Here is an 18,133-nt window from a genome sequence, read left to right on the forward strand (position 1 = left end):
AGCCCTGAGGGATGACTGTCACGTTAGCCATCCGATTGCGCCATCGCGGCTGGATCGGAGCAACGTTGGTGGCCGAGCAGCCGCTACTCGGACCTTCCATGCACCCGAGCCCGCCCGGCGGATGACGACCGCGAACGCGGAGCCGCCCGCGGTTCTGGCGGGGTCGCGATCCTGACCGCCTCGGCCTCGCGCTGCTCTTTGCGCGCCTGCCGTGCGCTTCGCATTGCGCGCTTGATGAACGGGTGCTGAGCGTCGTCGGCGAAGAACAGCACGACTTCGCAACAAGGACATTGCCTGGAATAGCCGTCCTGCAATCGTCCTGCGCGATCGCGAAACATCGTCTTGCAACGCGTGCACTGGATCTGGACGAAACTCATGCGCCGACAACAATGATCATTGGAAATCGGCAGCCACGGTGGGGCCGAACATCTGAAGAAACCCTCAACGCCGGCGTCCGCTTTCTCGTTGCCGCGTGCATTCGCGTGCGAGGCCCTACTGCTTCGCCACCATCGCATCGAGGCAGTGATTGACAAAGTCGGCCCGATCTCGCGGCAACACCTTCGCCAGATCGGCCTTCTGCGCGCATTCGCGCTGGCGGATCTGCTCGGCGCGGCGTTTTTCGGCCGCCTCGCGGTACTCGGGTGCAACCTTGCTGGGATCGACGAGAGCTTGTGAGCGGGCAGGCGAGGTGGCGAGCAGCGCGACAACTGCGACAGCAATAATGACCTGTTTCAAATGAGCCTCCGTAAAAGGCTCATCGTAGCGCCCGCTGCCGGGCGGCTCAACCGTGCATGCGACCGATAGCGGGGCAGCCTCGTCCGCGCGGCTAGCGGCCGTCTGAACAGTTCATCCCGAGGACATCAATTCGGTTAAACGACGTCACTTTGGGACATGGTCGATCTTGTGTCCCAAATGCCCGGTGTCGTGGTCACGACGCAATTGGCTCAGCGACGTTTCGTTCAACTGATGCAAGACCTCGCCGAGAGTTGCCGTATCCGGATACCCGGCCGCAAAGCCCTTGCCGTAGATCTTCCGCAGTGTCCCGATCAGCGTGTTGCCGTGCTTCTTGCTGATTGCTCCATCCTTGTCCCGGTGGCGACCATCAAGGCCCGGTTCCTTCATGTTGCACTCCCTCGCAGCGTCTGCGCGCCTGGAAAAAGCGTGCGCCCAAAACAGTCGGTTGGCAATGGGACGGCACGTGCAAGCTGAACACTTGCGTACGGCACCGCCGCGACATTGCTTTCGCTTCCGCAAGGGATCGCGAGCCCAAGCGACCCAGGTGCGCGGGGAGGCGGCTAGGCGGCCTGCTCCTCGAAGGAGGTGTAGACCCGGCCATCGGGATCGACGATCTGAACGTCGCGGCACCCGTCCTGGATCAGCTCCCTGGCCTTCTTCAGGGCGGCGGCGAGGGACTCACGCTTGAGGCTGACGACGCCTGCCGTGTCGAAACCGGTGATTTCAAACATGCCGTTCCCTCCGTTTTGTCGAATCCTACACCTTTCGGGTCTGATGTCTCCTGGCTTTTTTCGGCTGGGCAGATGGAACAGGGGACAGCATGAGCCCGCCGTCACGGCTCGCAGCGCCCCGTAATCAGCCGGGGTCACGGGACCTGCCCGGCGACCGCGTCGCTAACGTGGAATTAATCCGAAAAGCCCACAATTTTAGGCAGTTGTGTAAGTGAGTGCTGCGTAAAGGAGGCGTCGAGAGGACGTTCCGGCGACGGCCTCCTTTTGCTCGCTCATGAGGTCAATGCGCATGACCACGACATCCGAAACGCTGGGCTTCGCCGAGCACCTCGACGCTGCAGCCCTTGCAGCCGCAGCGTCAGAATCCCAGCCTGAGTCCGAGGCCCTGGAAGCTCCAGTACCGCTCAAGCGCTCCAGCCGTAAATCGGTCCTGGCCTTCGCGGTGTGTGCCCTGGCGATCAATGGCGCGGCGGCCATCTACACTTCGCCCTTTGATCTGCCTTCACCTGACATCAGCAACCTGGCCGCGCTGTTTCCGCGCCAGGAAGAGCCTGCGCCGAAACCGGATCCCGTTGTCGCTGCCCTGAAGGAGATCCAGTCGGCCCAGCAGCAGCAGGCCGCCGCGCTGCAGGAGATCAATTCGTCCTTGCAGCAGAACACGGCGCTGCGTCAGCAGGACTCGACGACCCTGATGTCGCTCCGGCAGAGCATCACGGACGAGCGGGGCGATGTGAAGAAGATATCGCCGCAGCTTTCGACGCTGATCTCGAAGATCGACACGCTGCAAAACACGATGATGTCCGATGTCACGGCCTCCATCCCGCGCTTGCGCGCGCGCGATCGGCTGTTGCTGCGCAAGCGGATGGTTCGGCAGCCGAAGTCGATCGGGCCGGTTTCGATTGGGCCGGTTTCGGTCGGAGGCGCTCCGCTAAGCGCGCCCGCGACGGTTGCGGTCCCGGAGAGCTGAAGGCGGGGCGGGCAAAGCGCGGGGCCATTTCCGCGCAAGCCTCCTTGCGGGAGGCGCCGTGCACAGTCACCTTGAATCGAACAGGGGCGATTGGCGATCGAACTTCGCGTCGGGTCATCACCATCGAGTTAGCAGGCGGGCTGACGCGCCTAAAGATGGAGAAGCATGTACATCGATATCATCAGGCCAACGAAAAATAGGATCGTTGAGCCATAGATCATGTAGACAGCCAAGCGAGCTGATTCACCGGCTCTCTCGCCGGGATCCGGCACGGGCTTGCCAGCGCGTACAGCTTCGACTGAGTCGCGGTAAGCCGTGTCGATCGAGGAGACTGCTGAATAGTAGAAGAAGTAGGCGAATGAAAAGCTCGCAATCCCCAGCGCGAACGATAGCGCTGAAACCTTCAATCCGGTCAGGGGGACGTGCTTGTCGAAAGCGCTTCCAATCGCCGCCGCCGATGCAAGCAAGCCAGCCGCGTTCCCTGCGCCGACAATTCGAATTGCTTCAAACGATAGTTCATAAGAAGTCTTGCCGATAACTTTCTTCGTCAACTCATGCGAATCTATCGTCTGCCTCTCTTCTTGCTGGGACATCTGGACAATCTACAATTCACAACCTTGTGGTGTTGTTGCGTATCTTCGCCGGCAGTTGCGGGGACGGTGCTGGACTGCAACCCTGAAGTGAGACACGGGAGTTACGGGAGTTACGGTGACAGTGCACTAAATTGGCATTGCCTGGCGCCGACGTTCTTAGCAAGGCTTTAGGAAGGCGGTAGGGTACGGAGTTTAGTGCACTGTCACCGCAATTCGCTGTCACCGCGTAATTCTGGCGGTCGCCTCATAGCCGAAGGCGACGCCATCGAGCCGAGATCTACTGCCGTTCCTCAAATATGTTGCAGTGAGGATCGCCTGGCTTCACCCGGCGAAGCTCCTGGAACGACGGCCCGTCACATTGGAGCAGCGTGTATTCCTTGTAAGAGGGCGGCGGTACGCGCCAGCAAAGCGCCTCACCAGCGGGAACTGTGTGGGCATCTCCCATGCCGATCACATAGTTGCAGTCCGACACAGGCTTTTTGACCTGATCTTCTGCATGAGCCTGGGCTAGCGAAGCCACTGCGAAGAACGCCACGGACAAGACGCGCATTGTTCTCCCCTCTCGCGACAGCAAACACTCTTCACTTAGGAGGAGACCAGTGGGGGAGGTAAGAAATTCCCCGATTTCTGACGGCCGCATGGGGCGGCATCAGCACGACATTGACGAACTCCTGATCACGTCCGCCGCGGCAGGTGCGAGCGTTCCATCTCGCTGAAGGTGATTTCGGTCACACAATCAGGCACGACAGCGTCATCCCACTGAATTGAGCGATCGTGAACCCACCGGCACTTGGGGATGATTGACGGCCGAACCACATGTCCAGCTGCGAATGCTCGATTGGAAACAGCGATGATGCGGTCTGTTTTAGCCCTGGGCCTATTGCTTGCTCTGAGTGCTGCGGGGAATGCTGCCACGGCGCATCGCTCAACGTCACCATTGCGCACACGCCAGCAAGTGTTCGTTCCTCCCGCTCAATCCGTTGTTCCCGGTCGAGGCGTGGCCACCCCCGGCTTCGCCGTCCCGGGCTGGACCGACGAGGCCACAAGGCGATGGCTGGACAGCCCCACCGCCTGCTTGGGCTGTGGCGGATAGCCCGCCACGGTGTGGCATCTGACGGCGGAATGGTCGCGGGAAAGCGGGTGGAACGAGGCGGAGGCCGCTCGCACTGGGACCACTCAATACTCGGCATCCCACGTGGTGCGTGCCGATCCCAGGCGATGAGCAGGGCTGCCACCACTGGCTTGTTGGTGAGCGCGCTGGGGCTCGAACCCAGGACCCCGTGATTAAAAGTCACGTGCTCTACCGGCTGAGCTACGCGCTCCCATGGCCGCTGATGGCTTCGAAATCGCCATCGTCTTCGGACATTCGAGAAGCATGTCTTGCCGCTACGCTTCAAACTCGCGTCGCGGGGAAAACCGGCTGTTTCCGGATCATGCCTTTCGGCCCGCGCTGTGTAGGGGGATGGGGCGCTGAGGTCAATAGCAGGGGTGACTGCCAAAACACGCGGCAGAAGCGGGGATTTTCCTGCCGCTTCCAGCGCTTAGACCAGGGTTTTGAACCTGTTTGGCGGGGCGTCATCCACGCTCAAACACCTCGTGACTTTTATTGACGGGAGGTGGGGCACCAATCCGCCCCCTCAGTTCGCCTCCCGTCGCACCTCGCTCGGCACTGGTTGCGCGTTGCCGGGCCCTGGCAGGGCGACGGGGCGGAGACCAATCAGCTCGGCGGTGCGGATCGCGCTGTCGCGCCAGAACTGGAACGAGTTGATGCGGCTGAGCTCGAGGATCGCGATCGCGACCGCGGCGAGGAACGGCAGGCTCTGCAGCACCAGCACGCCAGCGAAGATGTAGATCTCGGTGATCTGGCGGAAGGAGTTGGAGGCGATCAGCACGCCGGCGCCGACCAGGAGCAGGACGCCGATCACGGCCTCCCAGAACGCCTGGAATTCGATCGACATCCGGCTCAAGCCGCCCTTGGACGTGCGCGCGAAGGCGATGTGTTCGGTGATCAGGCCTTGCGCGACGGCGCGTGACACCGTCCATTGCACGCTCATCGCTGCGATCATGGCGCCCAGCATCTGGCCGGGCTTGATCGCGACGCGGGCGCGATACATCGACAGGAAATGCGCAAGCGAGACGACGAAGGCGCCGATGATCGGCAGCGTCAGGATCTTGTCGGGGATGGCGATGTCGGCGAAGGCGACGATCGGCACCCAGACGAGGTTGAGCAGCGCCACCACCACGCCGAGGCTTTCGGCTCCGAGCCAGTTCAGCCAGCCAAGGCCGTATTCGCGCTTCTGGTCGGGCGTCAGCCGGCTCCGTCCGGGCAGGAACTGGCGCCAGTGCTTCTTCACGATCTGCAGGCCGCCATAGGCCCAGCGGTGGCGCTGCTTCTTGAAGGCCTCGTAGGTGTCGGGCAGCAGCCCCTTGCCATAGCGAGTGTTGGTGTAGTGGGTGATCCAGCCGAGCTCCTGGATCGCAAGGCCGAGATCGGAGTCCTCGCAGATCGTGTCGGATGACCAGCCGCCGGCCATGTCCATCGCGGCGCGGCGGATCAGGCACATCGTGCCGTGCACGATGACGGCGTTGAGCTCGTTGCGCTGGACCATGCCGATGTCGAAGAAGCCGGCATATTCGCCGTTCATGATGTAATGCATGATCGACAAATCGCCGTCGCGATGCTCCTGCGGCGCCTGCACCAGGCCAACGCGCGGATCGGCAAAAGCGGGCACGAGGTCCTTCAGCCAGTCGGGCTCGACGACGTAGTCGGCATCGAGGATGCCGATGATCTCGGCATCCACGGCAGTGCGGTCCATGGCGATACGCAGCGCGCCGGCCTTGAAGCCCTGCACTTTCTCGGCGTTGATGAACTTGAAGCGCTCCCCGAGCGCGCGGCAATGGTCCTGGATCGGCTGCCAGAACGCCGGGTCCGGCGTGTTGTTGATGATGACGACGCATTCGTAGTTCGGATAGTCGAGCCGCGACAGCGCATCGAGCGTCTGCTTCAGCATCTCGACCGGCTCGTAATATGCGGGGATATGGATCGAGACCTTCGGGTAATAATTCTCAGGCACGTTCTCGATCGGCTTGCTCTTGGTGATCAACCGCTGCGGCGGCCGTCCGAAGGCAACAGCCGCGATCTCGTCGATGCGGGCCATCGCGATGAGGACGAGAGGAACGAGGAGAATCATGCCGAGGGTCAGCGCGAAGGCCGAGCCGAAGATGAAATAGTGGCCGTTCCAGAACGCGAACACGGTCGCGGCCCAGGCGCCGACGCCGTTGGCCGTGGCGGACAGCAGAAAGGCCTGTTTTGCCGTCGGCTGGTGCAGCCGCAAGATGGGCAGCGACAGCAGGACGCCGACCAGGAGGGCGATCGTCATGAGCTTCCAGTAGTCGGGGTTCTCGACCGGGCCGGTCCAGGCGAATTTCGGCTCGCGGCTGGCGTTCAGGATGCCCCAGTACGGACCGACGCCGCCTTCAAAATACTTCCAGGGCTGATCGATCGCCTCGACGATGTTGTATTCCATGCCCATGGCTTCGGCACGGCTGACGAAGTTCCGCAAGGTCAACGCTTGCTGGAACAGACCTGGATCGGCCTTGCGCAGATTATAGCCCGCGCTTGGCCAGCCGAACTCGGCGATCACGATGCGCTTGCCGGGAAACAGGTTGCGCAGCAGGTTGTAGCGGTCGACGGCCTGGTCGACGGCCTCGTCCGAGTGGAAGTTCTCCCAATAGGGCAGCACGTGCGCAGCGATGAAGTCGACGTTGGAGGCAAGGTCGGGGTTGTCGCGCCAGATGTTCCAGATCTCGCCGGTGGTGACGGGCACGCGCACCGCGCTCTTCACCTTCTTGATCATCTCGATGAGGTCTTCGACCTTCTGCTCACCGCGGTAGATCACCTCGTTGCCGACGACGACGCCGTTGACGTTGCTGTTCTTGCGGGCGAGCTCGATGGCGGATTTGATCTCGCGCTCGTTGCGCTCCTCGTCCTTGCCGATCCACGCACCGACGGTGACCTTGAGCCCGAATTCGGCGGCGATCGGGGGCACCAGCTCGTTGCCCTCCGTGGACGAGTACGAACGGATCGCGCGCGTCATGGTCGAGAGTTTTTTCATATCGGCGCGAATCCGTTCGGGGTCGACGGTGTTGTCGACGACATGCCCGGGTTCGAACGGCGTATAGGACAGGCTCGGCAGCAGGCCCTTGAAATCAGGCGCGGGTTCCCGGTCGCGCAGGACTCCCCAGATGCCGGCGTGGAGGACGGACACGAGCAACAGAACGGCGGCGACAACGCGCATCGCGGCTAAACCAATAGGGGCTGAAATGGCAGGGCTGCGGATCCGACCCCGAGATCCGACCGAGTCCGCGGCAAAGGGAGCATACCTCTGCCGCACGGTTTCTCAACTGTCATGGCCTCATGTCCTTATGAGGGCATGGCCTTTTGGGAGCGCGGCAGTGCCAACCCCAGCTATCGCCGATCGTTCCTGAACGACAGGTGAAACGACCTTCGGCTATTTCTGGGGTGCGGGCGAGGGGCTTGCGGCAGGCGCTGGGCTCGCGGCCGGCTGGGCGGCCGGCGCGGCGCCGTTGGTCTGCGCCGGGGGCTGGGAGGCTGCTGCCGCCGCCTGTTGCGGCTGGGCGGCCGGATTGATCCAGCAGGCGTGGACGCGGCTATCCAGGGTCTCGGCAACCTTGGGATCGATCTGGGCGCCGAAGCGGGTCAGGCAGCGGAACGCAGCCTGGATGTGGCCGCCGGGGCAGCCGAAGCGGTCATAGAGGTCGAGATGGCGGAACGCGGTATCGAGGTCATCCCGCCACATCAGCCGCACCACGCGCCGCCCGAGCCAGACGCATTCGGGATTACCTGCCGGCCCGTTGATGGCCTGGGCGGCCTCGGCGAATTCGTCGGTGCGGCGCTGGTTCTGGGCGGTGGCGTCCTTGGCGGCGTCGGCAGGCTGGGCGGCGGCCTTGCTCTGGTCGGGCGCGGGGGTCCCGCTCTGGGCGGAGGCGCCACCGAGGCTGGCCAGAAGGACAAGGGAAGAAACGGCCAACGAGGCGGCGAACTGCCGCAGGACCGCATTTCGTAACTCGAACACCCGTCGCCGCATGAATTCCCCAATGTCTCAGCCGTCCGCCCGCGGGAGGACCTCGCGGACGCCGGTCGTGATGGCGTCCAAATGGGTCTCCAATGCGGCGGAAAAGTCCCGCGAAATCCATTGGCCTGTATTTGGATTTTTGTCCAGCAAAGTCACGATGCTAGGGGCCGGTCGAACCGCCGCAGCCCAATTCGTCGGGGAGAGGGCGCGGCCAAGGCGCCTCACCCCCTTGGCAGACGACGTGCGAGCAGGTAATCGACGGACCCTTCGCGGAGGACGGAACAAATTTCTCTTCGTACGCCACTGGCGCTCCTGCTCGTCTCACTGGGTGCGATTGCTGCCGTGTGGTGGTGGCTTGCCACGCCGATCACGCTCGCGCGCGCCCCCATCGACCCCAATGACAAGGTTCAATGCGTCTCCTATGCGCCGTTCCGCGGCGAGCAAACGCCGCTGGACGCATGGACCCACATCGAGGCCGATCAAATTGAGCAGGATCTGCGCCAGCTCAAGCAGATCACCGACTGCGTCCGCACCTACTCCATTGAAAATGGGCTCGACCAGGTGCCCGCCGTTGCGACCAAGGTCGGCGGGCTGAAGGTGATCCAGGGCATCTGGCTCGGCAGCAATCGCGCCAAGAACTTTGCGCAGGTGGCGACCGCGATCCGCCTCACCAAGGAATTCCCCGACACCATCTCCGCGCTCGTCGTCGGCAACGAGGTGTTGCTGCGCGGCGAGATGACGACGCAGGATCTCATCGCCATCATCCGTTCAGTGAAGGCGCAGGTCACCGTGCCCGTGACCTATGCCGACGTTTGGGAATATTGGCTGAAGAACCGCGAGGTCTATGACGCCGTCGATTTCGTCACCATTCACATCCTGCCTTACTGGGAGGACATGCCGGTGAAGGCGAAATTCGCCTCGTCCCATGTCGAGGCGATCCGCGAGCGGATGGCGGCGGCATTCCCTGACAAGGAGATCCTGATCGGTGAAACCGGCTGGCCGAGCGAGGGCCGCATGCGCGATGGCGCGCTTCCGTCACGCACCAACCAGGCGCGCGTCGTCTCGGAGATCTTGGGCCTCGCGAAGTCCCAGAAGTTTCGCGTCAATCTCATCGAGGCCTATGACCAGCCGTGGAAACGGCGGCTGGAAGGCACCGTCGGCGGCTATTGGGGCCTGCTCGATTCCGTACGGCGCCAGCTGAAATATCCGCCGGGCCAGCCGATCAGCAATTTCCCCCTCTGGAAATGGTACATGGGCGCCGGCATGGGCCTCAGCGTGCTGGTGTTCGCGGTTGCGGGTATCACGCTGCGGCGCCGGCCCTGGACGCCGCGCTTCTCGGCCTGGCTTGCCGTCGGCATCTCCGCGACATCGGCGGGCATCCTGCTCGGGATCGCCGCCGACAAGATGTATTACGAGAGCTATGGCTGGGGCGGCTGGCTGCAATGGGGGGCATTGCTGCTTGCCGGCATCCTCTCGCCGATCTTCTGCGCGCAGGCGCTTGTCATCGGCCGCAATCTTCCGAGCTTCCTCGACCTGCTCGGGCCGCGCGAGGGCCGCAAATGGTCGAAGCTTTCGGCCGTGCTCGGCCTGACCCTGGCGGTGACGGCGGTGATCGGGGCCGAGACCGCGCTCGGCTTCGTGTTCGATCCGCGCTACCGCGACTTCCCCTATGCCTCGCTGACGATGGCGGTGGTGCCGTTCGCGCTGCTGATGCTAAACCGGCCGCAGATCGGCGTGCGTCCGATCGCGGAAGCGGTGTTCGCGGGACTGCTGGCGGTATCGGCGGTCTACGTGTTTCTGAACGAAGGCCGCGACAATTGGCAGGCGATGTGGACCGGCGCGATCTATCTCTTGTTCGCGCTCACGCTGTGGCGGGCGCGGGCCGAGCAAAGCCAAGGATGAGCAGGCCGATCGCAAGGCCCGCCAGCACGATGTTGTAGAGCACGATGCCGAGGCCGGCTGCGACCACGCCGAGCGTGAGCAGCACGATCGAGGGCCGCATCAGGTTCAGCGTCGCGATGACGAGCGCAACGATGCCGAACACCGAGTTCTTGAACAGCGACGTCGACAGCGAGCGCGCCTTGCAGATCATGGTCTGCAGGCCGGCGTCGCACGCGAGCGCCACCGTCGAGAACTCGATCGCGAGATAGCGCACATAGAGCGCCCAGCCGACGGTGACGAACCCGACGACGATGAGAAACTGGACCTGATAGGGCGTGAGGCGAAACGGCTTCTTTGTCATGCCGGCAATATGGTCGGGATGGCCGGAGGGAGCAACAGGGGGCAGGGCATTTTTGCACCGGGTCACTGCTCGGCCCGCTGGCTTATTTGCTGCACTCCGCGAATCGGAACCGTAGCGATACGGATTTGCGAAAATTTTGGCCCGCCCTAACGTTCGACTCGAACGCGCGGGGCGTGACGGCTGATTCGATCAGGAGCTGATCACCTCGTTCAAGGGCGCGATGGCGAGGAAGCAAGCGGGGTTCGCAATGACTGAAGCGTTGCAGATCAATTTCGCGCTGTGGGGCATGATCATCTGTGCGGCGATCAAGATCAGCCAGATGATGGCCATCTAGCGGGGCGCATCCGTCGCCAGATCGCAGCGCGCAAGCTTGGTCATGAGCTGGCCCCGGCCTCGCTCACGCAACCCTGAGCTCCGGCTCGTCAATCAAGCGCGCTGATCGCCTATCGCCTGAAGAACGACGATATCGCCGATCCCGCTGACGCCGTCTCCGGTGGCTTGGCTGCGGCTGCCGCCGGCTGCGGCGCGGGCGCCGGCTCTTCGCGCTTCGAGCGCTTGGAGGAGTAGCTGCGGCGATGCCTGTCGGGCTTGACGGTCGGCGCAGGCGAAGGCGCCGGGGTCGTCTCGGCTTGTGGCACGGAGTCCTGGGTCTTCTCGGAGTTCTTCTCCGATCCCTTGTCTTGGGATTTGTCTTGGGATTTGTCCTGGGATTTGTCCTGAGATCTTTCCTGGGATTTTTCCGAGCCGCCGCGCATCGACAGGCGCTGGCCATCGAACACCGTGGTCTCGCAATGGCGGTCGCTTTCGGCGAGGCCGGCACAGAGCTTTGCCGCGGCGGCGGCATTGATCAGCGGACCTGCGCCGAGCCGGAGCTGCATGCCGAGGCCGTTCGAGCCTTCCTTGATCATGATGATCGGCCGGAGTGCGGCGATCTCGGGGTTGGACTTGCTCAGTCCACGCCAGAGCGCGCGCAAGCCATCGACCGAATTCGCACCGCCGAGTTCGATCGCAAAGCGCGTCTGCTGAACTGCGATGGCGGTGGCCTCGGCTTCCGTTGCCTCCGCCGGCTTGGCTGATGCCGCTGCGACTTCGGTCGGAGCTGGCGCCGGCTCGGGCTTCTTGTCGGCGGCCTTCTCGCTTTGCTCCGGCTGGATCAGTTTCGACGCGGCGGGATCGGGCGGCGCCATGATCGATTTCTGCTGCACCAACGGAAGAATGGGCACAGTCGATGCCGTCGCCGGCGACTGCGGAACGAGCGAGGCGGCAGCCGCCGTCTGCGGGGGCGGGTTCGACTGATCCTTCGCCGCCTCTTTCGAGGCGTCCTTGCTCGCGTTGTCCTTGGCCTCTTTGCCGGGCGTGGCGCGCGGCTTGTCGACCAGCGAGGCGGCGGTCGATGCGACCGGTGCGACGTCAGGTGCCGGAGGCGCGGGCTGCGCGGCGGCGACGGGCGTCTCTTGCGGCTTGGAGGCTGGCGCCGGCTGCGACGTCGCGCTTTGCTTGGCGATGGCGCCGGTGACGGAGTCGAGCCCTTGCTCGAGCACCGTGACACGCGAATAGAGCCGGTCGCGATCGGTGTTCAGGGTGTCGATCGCGGAGGCGAGGCGCCGGGCTTCGAGCTGGCTTTGCTTGGTCAGCACCTGAATCTGATCGGATTGGCGGACGAGGTCGGCGGAGGCGACCTGGTCGCGCCGCCAGCCGAGCTGGGCCTGGTTGGCCATCACGGCGATCACGACGGCGCCGACAGCGCCGACGCCCCATGAGCCCAGCCGCCACAGCAAACGACGATCGAAAGGGCCTTCCTCGGCCAAAAGTCCGGAGAACAGCCCGCCGGTCTCCTTGTCGCCGAAGGCATCCGCCAGTGGGTCGGAATCCTTTGCCATGAACGTTAAGTGCCCAGCCCTGTCTGGCTTCCCCGAATCAATCAAGGAACATTAACAGGAAAACCCACGCGCACTTGAATTCCGGGCGTTTGCGGGGGTAGCAAGGCAGAAAGCTCAGGTGGCATCGGCGTGTCGCCCGTCGATGTGATGATCGATTCGGCCATATTTGACAGGATTGCGATGACCGTCCGCTCTAGCCTCACGATCGTGCTCGCCGCCGGCGAGGGCACGCGCATGCGATCGAACCTGCCGAAAGTGCTGCATTCCGTCGCCCACCAGTCGTTGCTGGCCCATGTGCTCGGCGCCGCTCCGCAGGGAACCGGTACGGCGCTTGCGGTGGTGATCGGCCCCGACCATCAGGCGGTCGCGGACGAGGCAAGGCGTATCCGCCCCGACGCGCTCATCTTCGTGCAGGCCGAGCGGCTCGGCACGGCGCATGCGGTGCTGGCGGCGCGTGAGGCCATTGCGCGCGGCGTGGATGACATCCTGATCGCCTTCGGCGACACGCCACTGATCTCGGCCGAGACTTTTGCGCGGCTGCGTGCGCCGCTCGCTAGCGGGGCCGCGATCGCCGCGCTCGGCTTCCGCGCCGCGGATCCGTCAGGTTATGGACGCTTCATCGTCGAGGGCGATCGCCTGGTTGCGATCCGCGAGCATGCCGATGCGAGTGCCGAGGAACGCAAGATCGATCTGTGCAATGCCGGCGTGATGGCGATCGACGGCCGCCGTGCGCTCGCGATCCTCGACAGGATCGGCAACGCGAATTCCAAGGGCGAGTTCTATCTGACCGATGCGGTCGGCGTTACCAACGACAATGGATGGGAGTCCGTCGTGATCGAAACAAGCGAGGACGAAGTGCGCGGCATCAACACCAAGGCCCAGCTTGCGGAAGCGGAAGGCGTGATGCAGGCGCGGCTGCGCAGGGCTGCAATGGAGGCGGGCGTCACGCTGATCGCCCCCGAAACGGTCTTCCTCGCCGCCGATACCGTGTTCGGCAAGGACGTCACCATCGAGCCGTTTGTGGTGATCGGCCCCGGCGTGTCGATCGCCGACGGCACCGTCATTCATTCCTTCTCGCATATCGTCGGGACCGCGCTCGGCAAGAAGGTGTCGATCGGACCCTATGCGCGGCTCAGGCCCGGCACGTCGCTCGGCGACGGTGCGCGGATCGGCAATTTCGTGGAGACCAAGGCGGCGACGCTCGAGGCCGGCGTCAAGGTCAACCATCTCTCCTACATTGGAGACGCCACCGTCGGTGCCAATTCCAACATCGGCGCCGGCACCATCACCTGCAACTACGATGGCTTCAAGAAGCACAAGACGGTGATCGGGCAGGGCGCCTTCGTCGGTACCAATTCCTCGCTGGTCGCGCCGGTGAAGATCGGCAACGGCGCCTATATCGGCTCGGGTTCTGTGATCACGCGCGATGTGCCCGACGACGCGATGGCGCTCGAGCGCAGCCAGCAGACCATCCGCGAAGGCGGCGCGGCGCGCTACCGCGAGATGAAGACGGGCGGCAAGAAAACTGAGAAGTAGTCGGGGAAATGAGCGCTGATTGCCGTGTCCCCGCGCTTTGTTCGTGATCTCGTCAGTTTTCTGATTGACACATTCGTCACGGGGATTGGGCGAGTTCTGCTGTGGGAAATCAACGAGTACGAACCGCCAGCGATTGTAGCTCTCGTCATCGGGCTGACGTTCTGGGCGCTCCTCATTTTCCTCGTGTGGGCCGCGCTGATGGGGTGGTGAGGTCTGCCGTTATTCGTCGTCGGCGAATTCGGAGAAGATGGCGCGCGTCAGGCGCCAGCCGCGCGGCTTGGCGCGTTTGACCGGCTCGCCTTCAGGATGCTTGATGAAAACGGGCTTGCTTTCCTTGCCGCGCTGAGGCGGCGGCCAATGCGCAAGGTGCGTGCCGGAGGTCTCACTGGCGCGGATATACAGCGATGACAGACCCTTGCGGTCGGACGTGGTGGCTTTCATGGCCTTGATCTCCCGGGCGGGAATCGTTGGCCAAACTTGTTGACATCGGGTTAATGCGCGCGGTTAAAGGCCGACTAAATCGACGCAGGCGAAGCTCAGGTTGCGGTCCACGCTGTCTCAATCCGCAATAATTATTGAGTATCTGGTTCCCTCTGAATTTCGCTAAAAACCGAGCGCGTCGTTTAGGCGATTTTTCGACGATTTGGGGGATATTGATCCGCATGTGCGGGATTGTCGGCATTCTCGGGCGCGAGCCGGTTGCAGAGCAATTGGTGGATTCGCTCAAACGTCTCGAATATCGCGGCTATGATTCCGCGGGTGTCGCCACTCTCGAAGGCAAGCACCTGGCGCGCCGCCGCGCCGAGGGCAAGCTGAAGAATTTGGAGAAGCGGCTGGAAGCCGAGCCGCTGAAGGGGACGACCGGCATCGGTCACACCCGCTGGGCCACGCACGGCAAGCCGACCGTCAACAACGCCCATCCGCATGCGACCGATCGCGTTGCGGTCGTGCATAACGGCATCATCGAGAATTTCCGTGAGCTGCGCGAGGAGCTCGAGAAGAAGGGCACGGTGTTCCACACCGAGACCGACACCGAGATCGTGCTGCACCTCGTCGACGATCTTCTGACGCGCGGAAACAAACCGGTGGAAGCGGTCAAGCTGACGCTGGCGCGCTTGCGCGGCGCCTTCGCGCTCGGCTTCATCTTCGCCGGCGACGACGACCTCATGATCGGCGCCCGCAACGGACCGCCACTCGCGATCGGCTATGGCGACGGCGAGATGTATCTCGGCTCGGACGCCATCGCGCTCGGCCCGTTCACCGACACGATCAGCTATCTCGAGGATGGCGACTGGGTGGTGCTGACCCGCAAGGGCGCCAACATCTTCGACAAGGACGGCCAGTCCGTCGAACGCGACAAGATCAGGCACGCCGCCTCGACCTCGCTGGTCGACAAGGCGAACTACCGCCACTTCATGGCGAAGGAAATCCACGAGCAGCCGGAAGTGGTCGGCCATACGCTGGCGCGCTATGTCGACATGGCGACCGAGCGGGTCTCGCTGCCGGTCAAGCTGCCGTTCGATTTCAAGGACATCCAGCGCATCAACATCACGGCCTGCGGCACCGCGAGTTACGCCGGTATCGTCGCCAAATACTGGTTCGAGCGCTTTGCGCGCCTGCCGGTCGAGGTCGATGTTGCCTCCGAATTCCGCTACCGCGAAGCGCCGCTGCGCAAGGGCGATCTAGCGATCTTCATCTCGCAATCCGGCGAGACCGCCGACACGCTGGCGGCGCTGCGCTACGCCAAGGCGGAGGGCGCGCACACGATCGGCGTCGTCAACGTGCCGACCTCGACGATCGCGCGCGAAAGCGAGACCGTGCTGCAGACGTTGGCCGGCCCCGAGATCGGCGTCGCCTCGACCAAGGCCTTCACCTGCCAGCTCATGGTGCTGGCAAATCTGGCTATCGCGGCCGGCAAGGCGAGAGGCGTATTGTCCGATGAGGACGAGACCAAGCTCGTTCACGGCCTCGTCGAGATTCCGCGTCTGATGTCGGATGCGCTCACCACCGAGGTTCAGATCGAGAAGCTCGCGCACCGGATCGCAAAATCCCGCGACGTGCTCTATCTCGGTCGCGGCACCAGCTTTCCGCTGGCGCTCGAAGGCGCGCTGAAGCTGAAGGAAATCTCCTACATCCACGCCGAGGGCTATGCCGCCGGCGAGCTCAAGCACGGCCCGATCGCGCTGATCGACGAGACCATGCCTGTCGTCGTGATCGCGCCCTATGACCGCGTGTTCGAGAAGACCGTCTCCAACATGCAGGAGGTCGCGGCCCGCGGCGGCAACATCATCCTGATGACCGACGCCAAAGGCGCTGCGGAGGCGACGGTGAATTCGCTCGTCACCATCGTCCTGCCCGACATGGCCGCGGCCTTCACGCCGATGGTCTACGCCGTTCCGGTCCAACTGCTCGCCTATCACACGGCGGTCGTGATGGGCACCGACGTCGATCAGCCGCGCAATCTCGCGAAATCCGTGACAGTGGAATAGGCAGAAGGGATTCAAGTCGCGCTCTTCCAAAACCTGCTAGAAGCCCCTAGCTTGGACGAAGCGACCGACCTGGAACCCGAATGACCACCCGCGACGACGCGCCAGCGCCTCTTGATCCTGCCCCGGAACCGCATACCGGCCTGATGGGCCGGTTTCGCAATTATTTCCTGACTGGGCTGATCGTCACCGGTCCGATTGCGATCACGCTGTATCTGGTCTGGTGGTTCGTCACCTGGGTCGACGGCGTGGTGCGGCCATTCGTGCCGCTGGCCTATCGGCCGGAAACCTATCTGCCTTACGGCGTTCCCGGCTGGGGACTGATTGTCGCATTCTTCACGCTGACGCTGGTCGGCTTCCTCGCGGCGAACCTGATCGGCCGCACGCTGGTCGATGTCGGCGAGACTTTCCTCGGCCGGATCCCGGCGGTGCGCGCAATCTATCGCGGCCTGAAGCAGGTGTTCGAGACGTTGTTCTCGGGCAAGGGTTCGAGCTTCCGCAAGGTGGGCCTCGTCGAGTTTCCTTCGCCCGGCATGTGGTCGATCGTGCTGATCTCCCAATCGCCGAACGAAGAGGTTTCACGCAGCCTGCCGGGGCAGGAGGAACATGTCTCGGTGTTTCTGCCGTGCTCACCGAACCCGACCACCGGATTCTTCTTTTACGTGCCCAAGAGCAAGATCATCGAGGTCGATCTCACTGCCGAGGATGCCGCAACGCTGATCATGTCGGCCGGCGTGGTGCAGCCCGGCTCGGCCCCGGACCCGAAGAAGGCCGCCGCGCTCGCGGGCATGGCCAATGCCGCGCGCATTGCCAATGCCTCCACGCTCCAGCCCGAGCCTGCGAAGGCGGAGTAGGGCTATTCCCCGGCGGGATAGCCTGCGGTCACGCAGGCGTTTGCGTCCTCTGCTATTGTTCCAGTCGGACCGAGCGTCACGCTTGGAAGTCGAACTGGAGTGCCTCGATGTCAAAGACCATTGCGATCCTCGCGCCCGGTGCCATGGGCAGCGCGGTGGCCCGTCGCCTGAGCGAGAACGGCGCGCGCGTGCTGACATCTTTGAAGGGACGCAGCGAGGCGACGCAGCAGCGCGCGGCGGATGCCGGCATGATCGGCGCCGAGGACGATGCGATCGCGGGTGCCGATATCATTCTCTCGATCGTGCCGCCGGGCGAGGCGGAGGCACTGGCGGAGCGACTGGCCGGCCTGATCGTGAAGCGGGCGAAGAAGCCGGTCGTGGTCGACTGCAACGCCGTCAACGTCGACACGGTGAGGCGGATCGAAGAGATCATCGGCTCGGCGCAGGCGCCCTTCGTCGACGGCGGCATCATCGGCTTCCCGCCGCAGCCGGGCGGCAAGAGTCCGGCCTTCTACATGTCCGGCGAGCACGCCAAGGATCTCGCCGATCTCAGGGATTTCGGGCTCGACATCCGCATCGTCGAAGGTCCGGTGGGTGCCGCCTCTGCGCTCAAGATGTCCTATGCCGGCATCGTCAAGGGTCTCGCCGGCATCGGCTCGGCCATGGTGGTCGCGGCGACCAAGGCGGGAGCCGCGGACGCGCTCCGCGACGAGCTCGCGCTCAGCCAGCCCGCAATCCTGGCGCGGCTCGAGGTCGCACTGCCGGACATGATCCCCAAGGCCTATCGTTGGGTCGCCGAGATGCAGGAGATATCAGGCTTCCTCGGGCCCGATCATCCGGCAAGCCAGATCTACGAAGGTTTTGCCAAATGGTTCGAGCATCTCGCCGCTGACGCGAAGGGAGAGGCGGTCGATGTGGCGCTGCTGAAGGCGTTCGCGGCCAGTGTCGCGAAGAAGAAGGCCTGATGATCAGGCTTTCGGGCCCGAAGCGTCAGACCAGTTGACCATTACCGC

16 protein-coding genes and 1 tRNA gene are annotated in these 18,133 nt (G+C 63.6%); 7 read left to right on the forward strand and 10 right to left on the reverse strand.

Features of this window, described 5'->3' with window-relative positions; genetic code table 11:
- Positions 1-492: 492 nt before the first annotated feature.
- From L6639_RS14015 to L6639_RS14025, 3 genes are all read right to left on the reverse strand, one after another.
- A complete protein-coding gene (locus L6639_RS14015) occupies positions 493-735 on the reverse strand; it encodes a hypothetical protein (protein ID WP_237862271.1) in 243 nt (80 codons plus the stop codon).
- A gap of 144 nt (positions 736-879) precedes the next feature.
- Positions 880-1,122 carry a hypothetical protein gene (locus L6639_RS14020; protein WP_237862272.1) on the reverse strand — a complete coding sequence of 81 codons (243 nt, stop codon included), beginning with the start codon at positions 1,120-1,122 and terminating at the stop codon, positions 880-882.
- Positions 1,123-1,295: 173 nt separating this feature from the next.
- Complete coding sequence (locus L6639_RS14025) at positions 1,296-1,466, reverse strand: hypothetical protein (protein WP_237862273.1); 171 nt, start codon at positions 1,464-1,466, stop codon at positions 1,296-1,298.
- Between the two features lie 289 nt (positions 1,467-1,755).
- Between L6639_RS14025 and L6639_RS14030 the strand changes: the two genes are divergently transcribed.
- The gene (locus L6639_RS14030; RefSeq protein WP_333909362.1) at positions 1,756-2,433 is read left to right on the forward strand and encodes a hypothetical protein; all 678 of its coding nucleotides are present in this window, start codon (positions 1,756-1,758) and stop codon (positions 2,431-2,433) included.
- A 149-nt stretch (positions 2,434-2,582) separates the two neighbouring features.
- Here the strand turns inward: L6639_RS14030 and L6639_RS14035 are convergent, their stop codons facing one another.
- The 4 genes from L6639_RS14035 to L6639_RS14050 all read right to left on the reverse strand — a co-directional run bounded on the left by L6639_RS14035 (position 2,583) and on the right by L6639_RS14050 (position 8,134).
- The gene (locus L6639_RS14035) at positions 2,583-3,026 is read right to left on the reverse strand and encodes a hypothetical protein (protein ID WP_237862275.1); all 444 of its coding nucleotides are present in this window, start codon (positions 3,024-3,026) and stop codon (positions 2,583-2,585) included.
- A 1,246-nt stretch (positions 3,027-4,272) separates the two neighbouring features.
- Positions 4,273-4,348 (reverse strand) — tRNA-Lys (locus L6639_RS14040).
- A 315-nt stretch (positions 4,349-4,663) separates the two neighbouring features.
- Positions 4,664-7,324 (reverse strand): glycosyltransferase, encoded by a 2,661-nt coding sequence (locus tag L6639_RS14045; RefSeq protein ID WP_237862276.1) that lies wholly within the window; start codon positions 7,322-7,324, stop codon positions 4,664-4,666.
- A gap of 213 nt (positions 7,325-7,537) precedes the next feature.
- Positions 7,538-8,134 (reverse strand): beta-1-3, beta-1-6-glucan biosynthesis protein, encoded by a 597-nt coding sequence (locus L6639_RS14050; RefSeq protein ID WP_237862277.1) that lies wholly within the window; start codon positions 8,132-8,134, stop codon positions 7,538-7,540.
- A 330-nt stretch (positions 8,135-8,464) separates the two neighbouring features.
- On the opposite strand from L6639_RS14050, the gene L6639_RS14055 reads away from it, so the two are divergent.
- Positions 8,465-10,024 (forward strand): glycoside hydrolase family 17 protein, encoded by a 1,560-nt coding sequence (locus tag L6639_RS14055; protein ID WP_237862278.1) that lies wholly within the window; start codon positions 8,465-8,467, stop codon positions 10,022-10,024.
- Here the strand turns inward: L6639_RS14055 and L6639_RS14060 are convergent.
- Entirely contained in the window at positions 9,984-10,364 is a 381-nt protein-coding gene (locus tag L6639_RS14060; RefSeq protein ID WP_237862279.1) for a hypothetical protein, read from the reverse strand. The genes L6639_RS14055 and L6639_RS14060 overlap by 41 nt on opposite strands.
- 443 nt (positions 10,365-10,807) lie before the next feature.
- A complete protein-coding gene (locus L6639_RS14065; protein ID WP_237862280.1) occupies positions 10,808-12,244 on the reverse strand; it encodes a hypothetical protein in 1,437 nt (478 codons plus the stop codon).
- Between the two features lie 180 nt (positions 12,245-12,424).
- Here L6639_RS14065 and glmU point away from each other — a divergent pair, with 180 nt between their 5' ends.
- Both glmU and L6639_RS14075 read left to right on the forward strand, forming a co-directional pair.
- Positions 12,425-13,780 carry a bifunctional UDP-N-acetylglucosamine diphosphorylase/glucosamine-1-phosphate N-acetyltransferase GlmU gene (gene glmU, locus L6639_RS14070; protein ID WP_237862281.1) on the forward strand — a complete coding sequence of 452 codons (1,356 nt, stop codon included), beginning with the start codon at positions 12,425-12,427 and terminating at the stop codon, positions 13,778-13,780.
- A gap of 24 nt (positions 13,781-13,804) precedes the next feature.
- On the forward strand, positions 13,805-13,990 hold the full coding sequence (locus L6639_RS14075) for a hypothetical protein (RefSeq protein ID WP_237862282.1): 186 nt from the start codon (positions 13,805-13,807) through the stop codon (positions 13,988-13,990).
- Between the two features lie 9 nt (positions 13,991-13,999).
- Here L6639_RS14075 and L6639_RS14080 read toward each other — a convergent pair whose 3' ends face one another.
- The gene (locus L6639_RS14080) at positions 14,000-14,221 is read right to left on the reverse strand and encodes a hypothetical protein (RefSeq protein ID WP_237862283.1); all 222 of its coding nucleotides are present in this window, start codon (positions 14,219-14,221) and stop codon (positions 14,000-14,002) included.
- 221 nt (positions 14,222-14,442) lie between these two features.
- Between L6639_RS14080 and glmS the strand changes: the two genes are divergently transcribed.
- The 3 genes from glmS to L6639_RS14095 all read left to right on the forward strand — a co-directional run bounded on the left by glmS (position 14,443) and on the right by L6639_RS14095 (position 18,085).
- Positions 14,443-16,269: a glutamine--fructose-6-phosphate transaminase (isomerizing) gene (gene glmS, locus L6639_RS14085; protein WP_237862284.1), complete on the forward strand. Its 1,827-nt coding sequence runs from the start codon at positions 14,443-14,445 to the stop codon at positions 16,267-16,269.
- Between the two features lie 80 nt (positions 16,270-16,349).
- Entirely contained in the window at positions 16,350-17,120 is a 771-nt protein-coding gene (locus tag L6639_RS14090) for a DUF502 domain-containing protein (RefSeq protein ID WP_237862285.1), read from the forward strand.
- Positions 17,121-17,227: 107 nt separating this feature from the next.
- On the forward strand, positions 17,228-18,085 hold the full coding sequence (locus L6639_RS14095; protein ID WP_237862286.1) for an NAD(P)-dependent oxidoreductase: 858 nt from the start codon (positions 17,228-17,230) through the stop codon (positions 18,083-18,085).
- Positions 18,086-18,133: the final 48 nt, after the last annotated feature.

This window comes from Bradyrhizobium zhengyangense, from assembly GCF_022012555.1.
Classification (GTDB): domain Bacteria; phylum Pseudomonadota; class Alphaproteobacteria; order Rhizobiales; family Xanthobacteraceae; genus Bradyrhizobium; species Bradyrhizobium zhengyangense.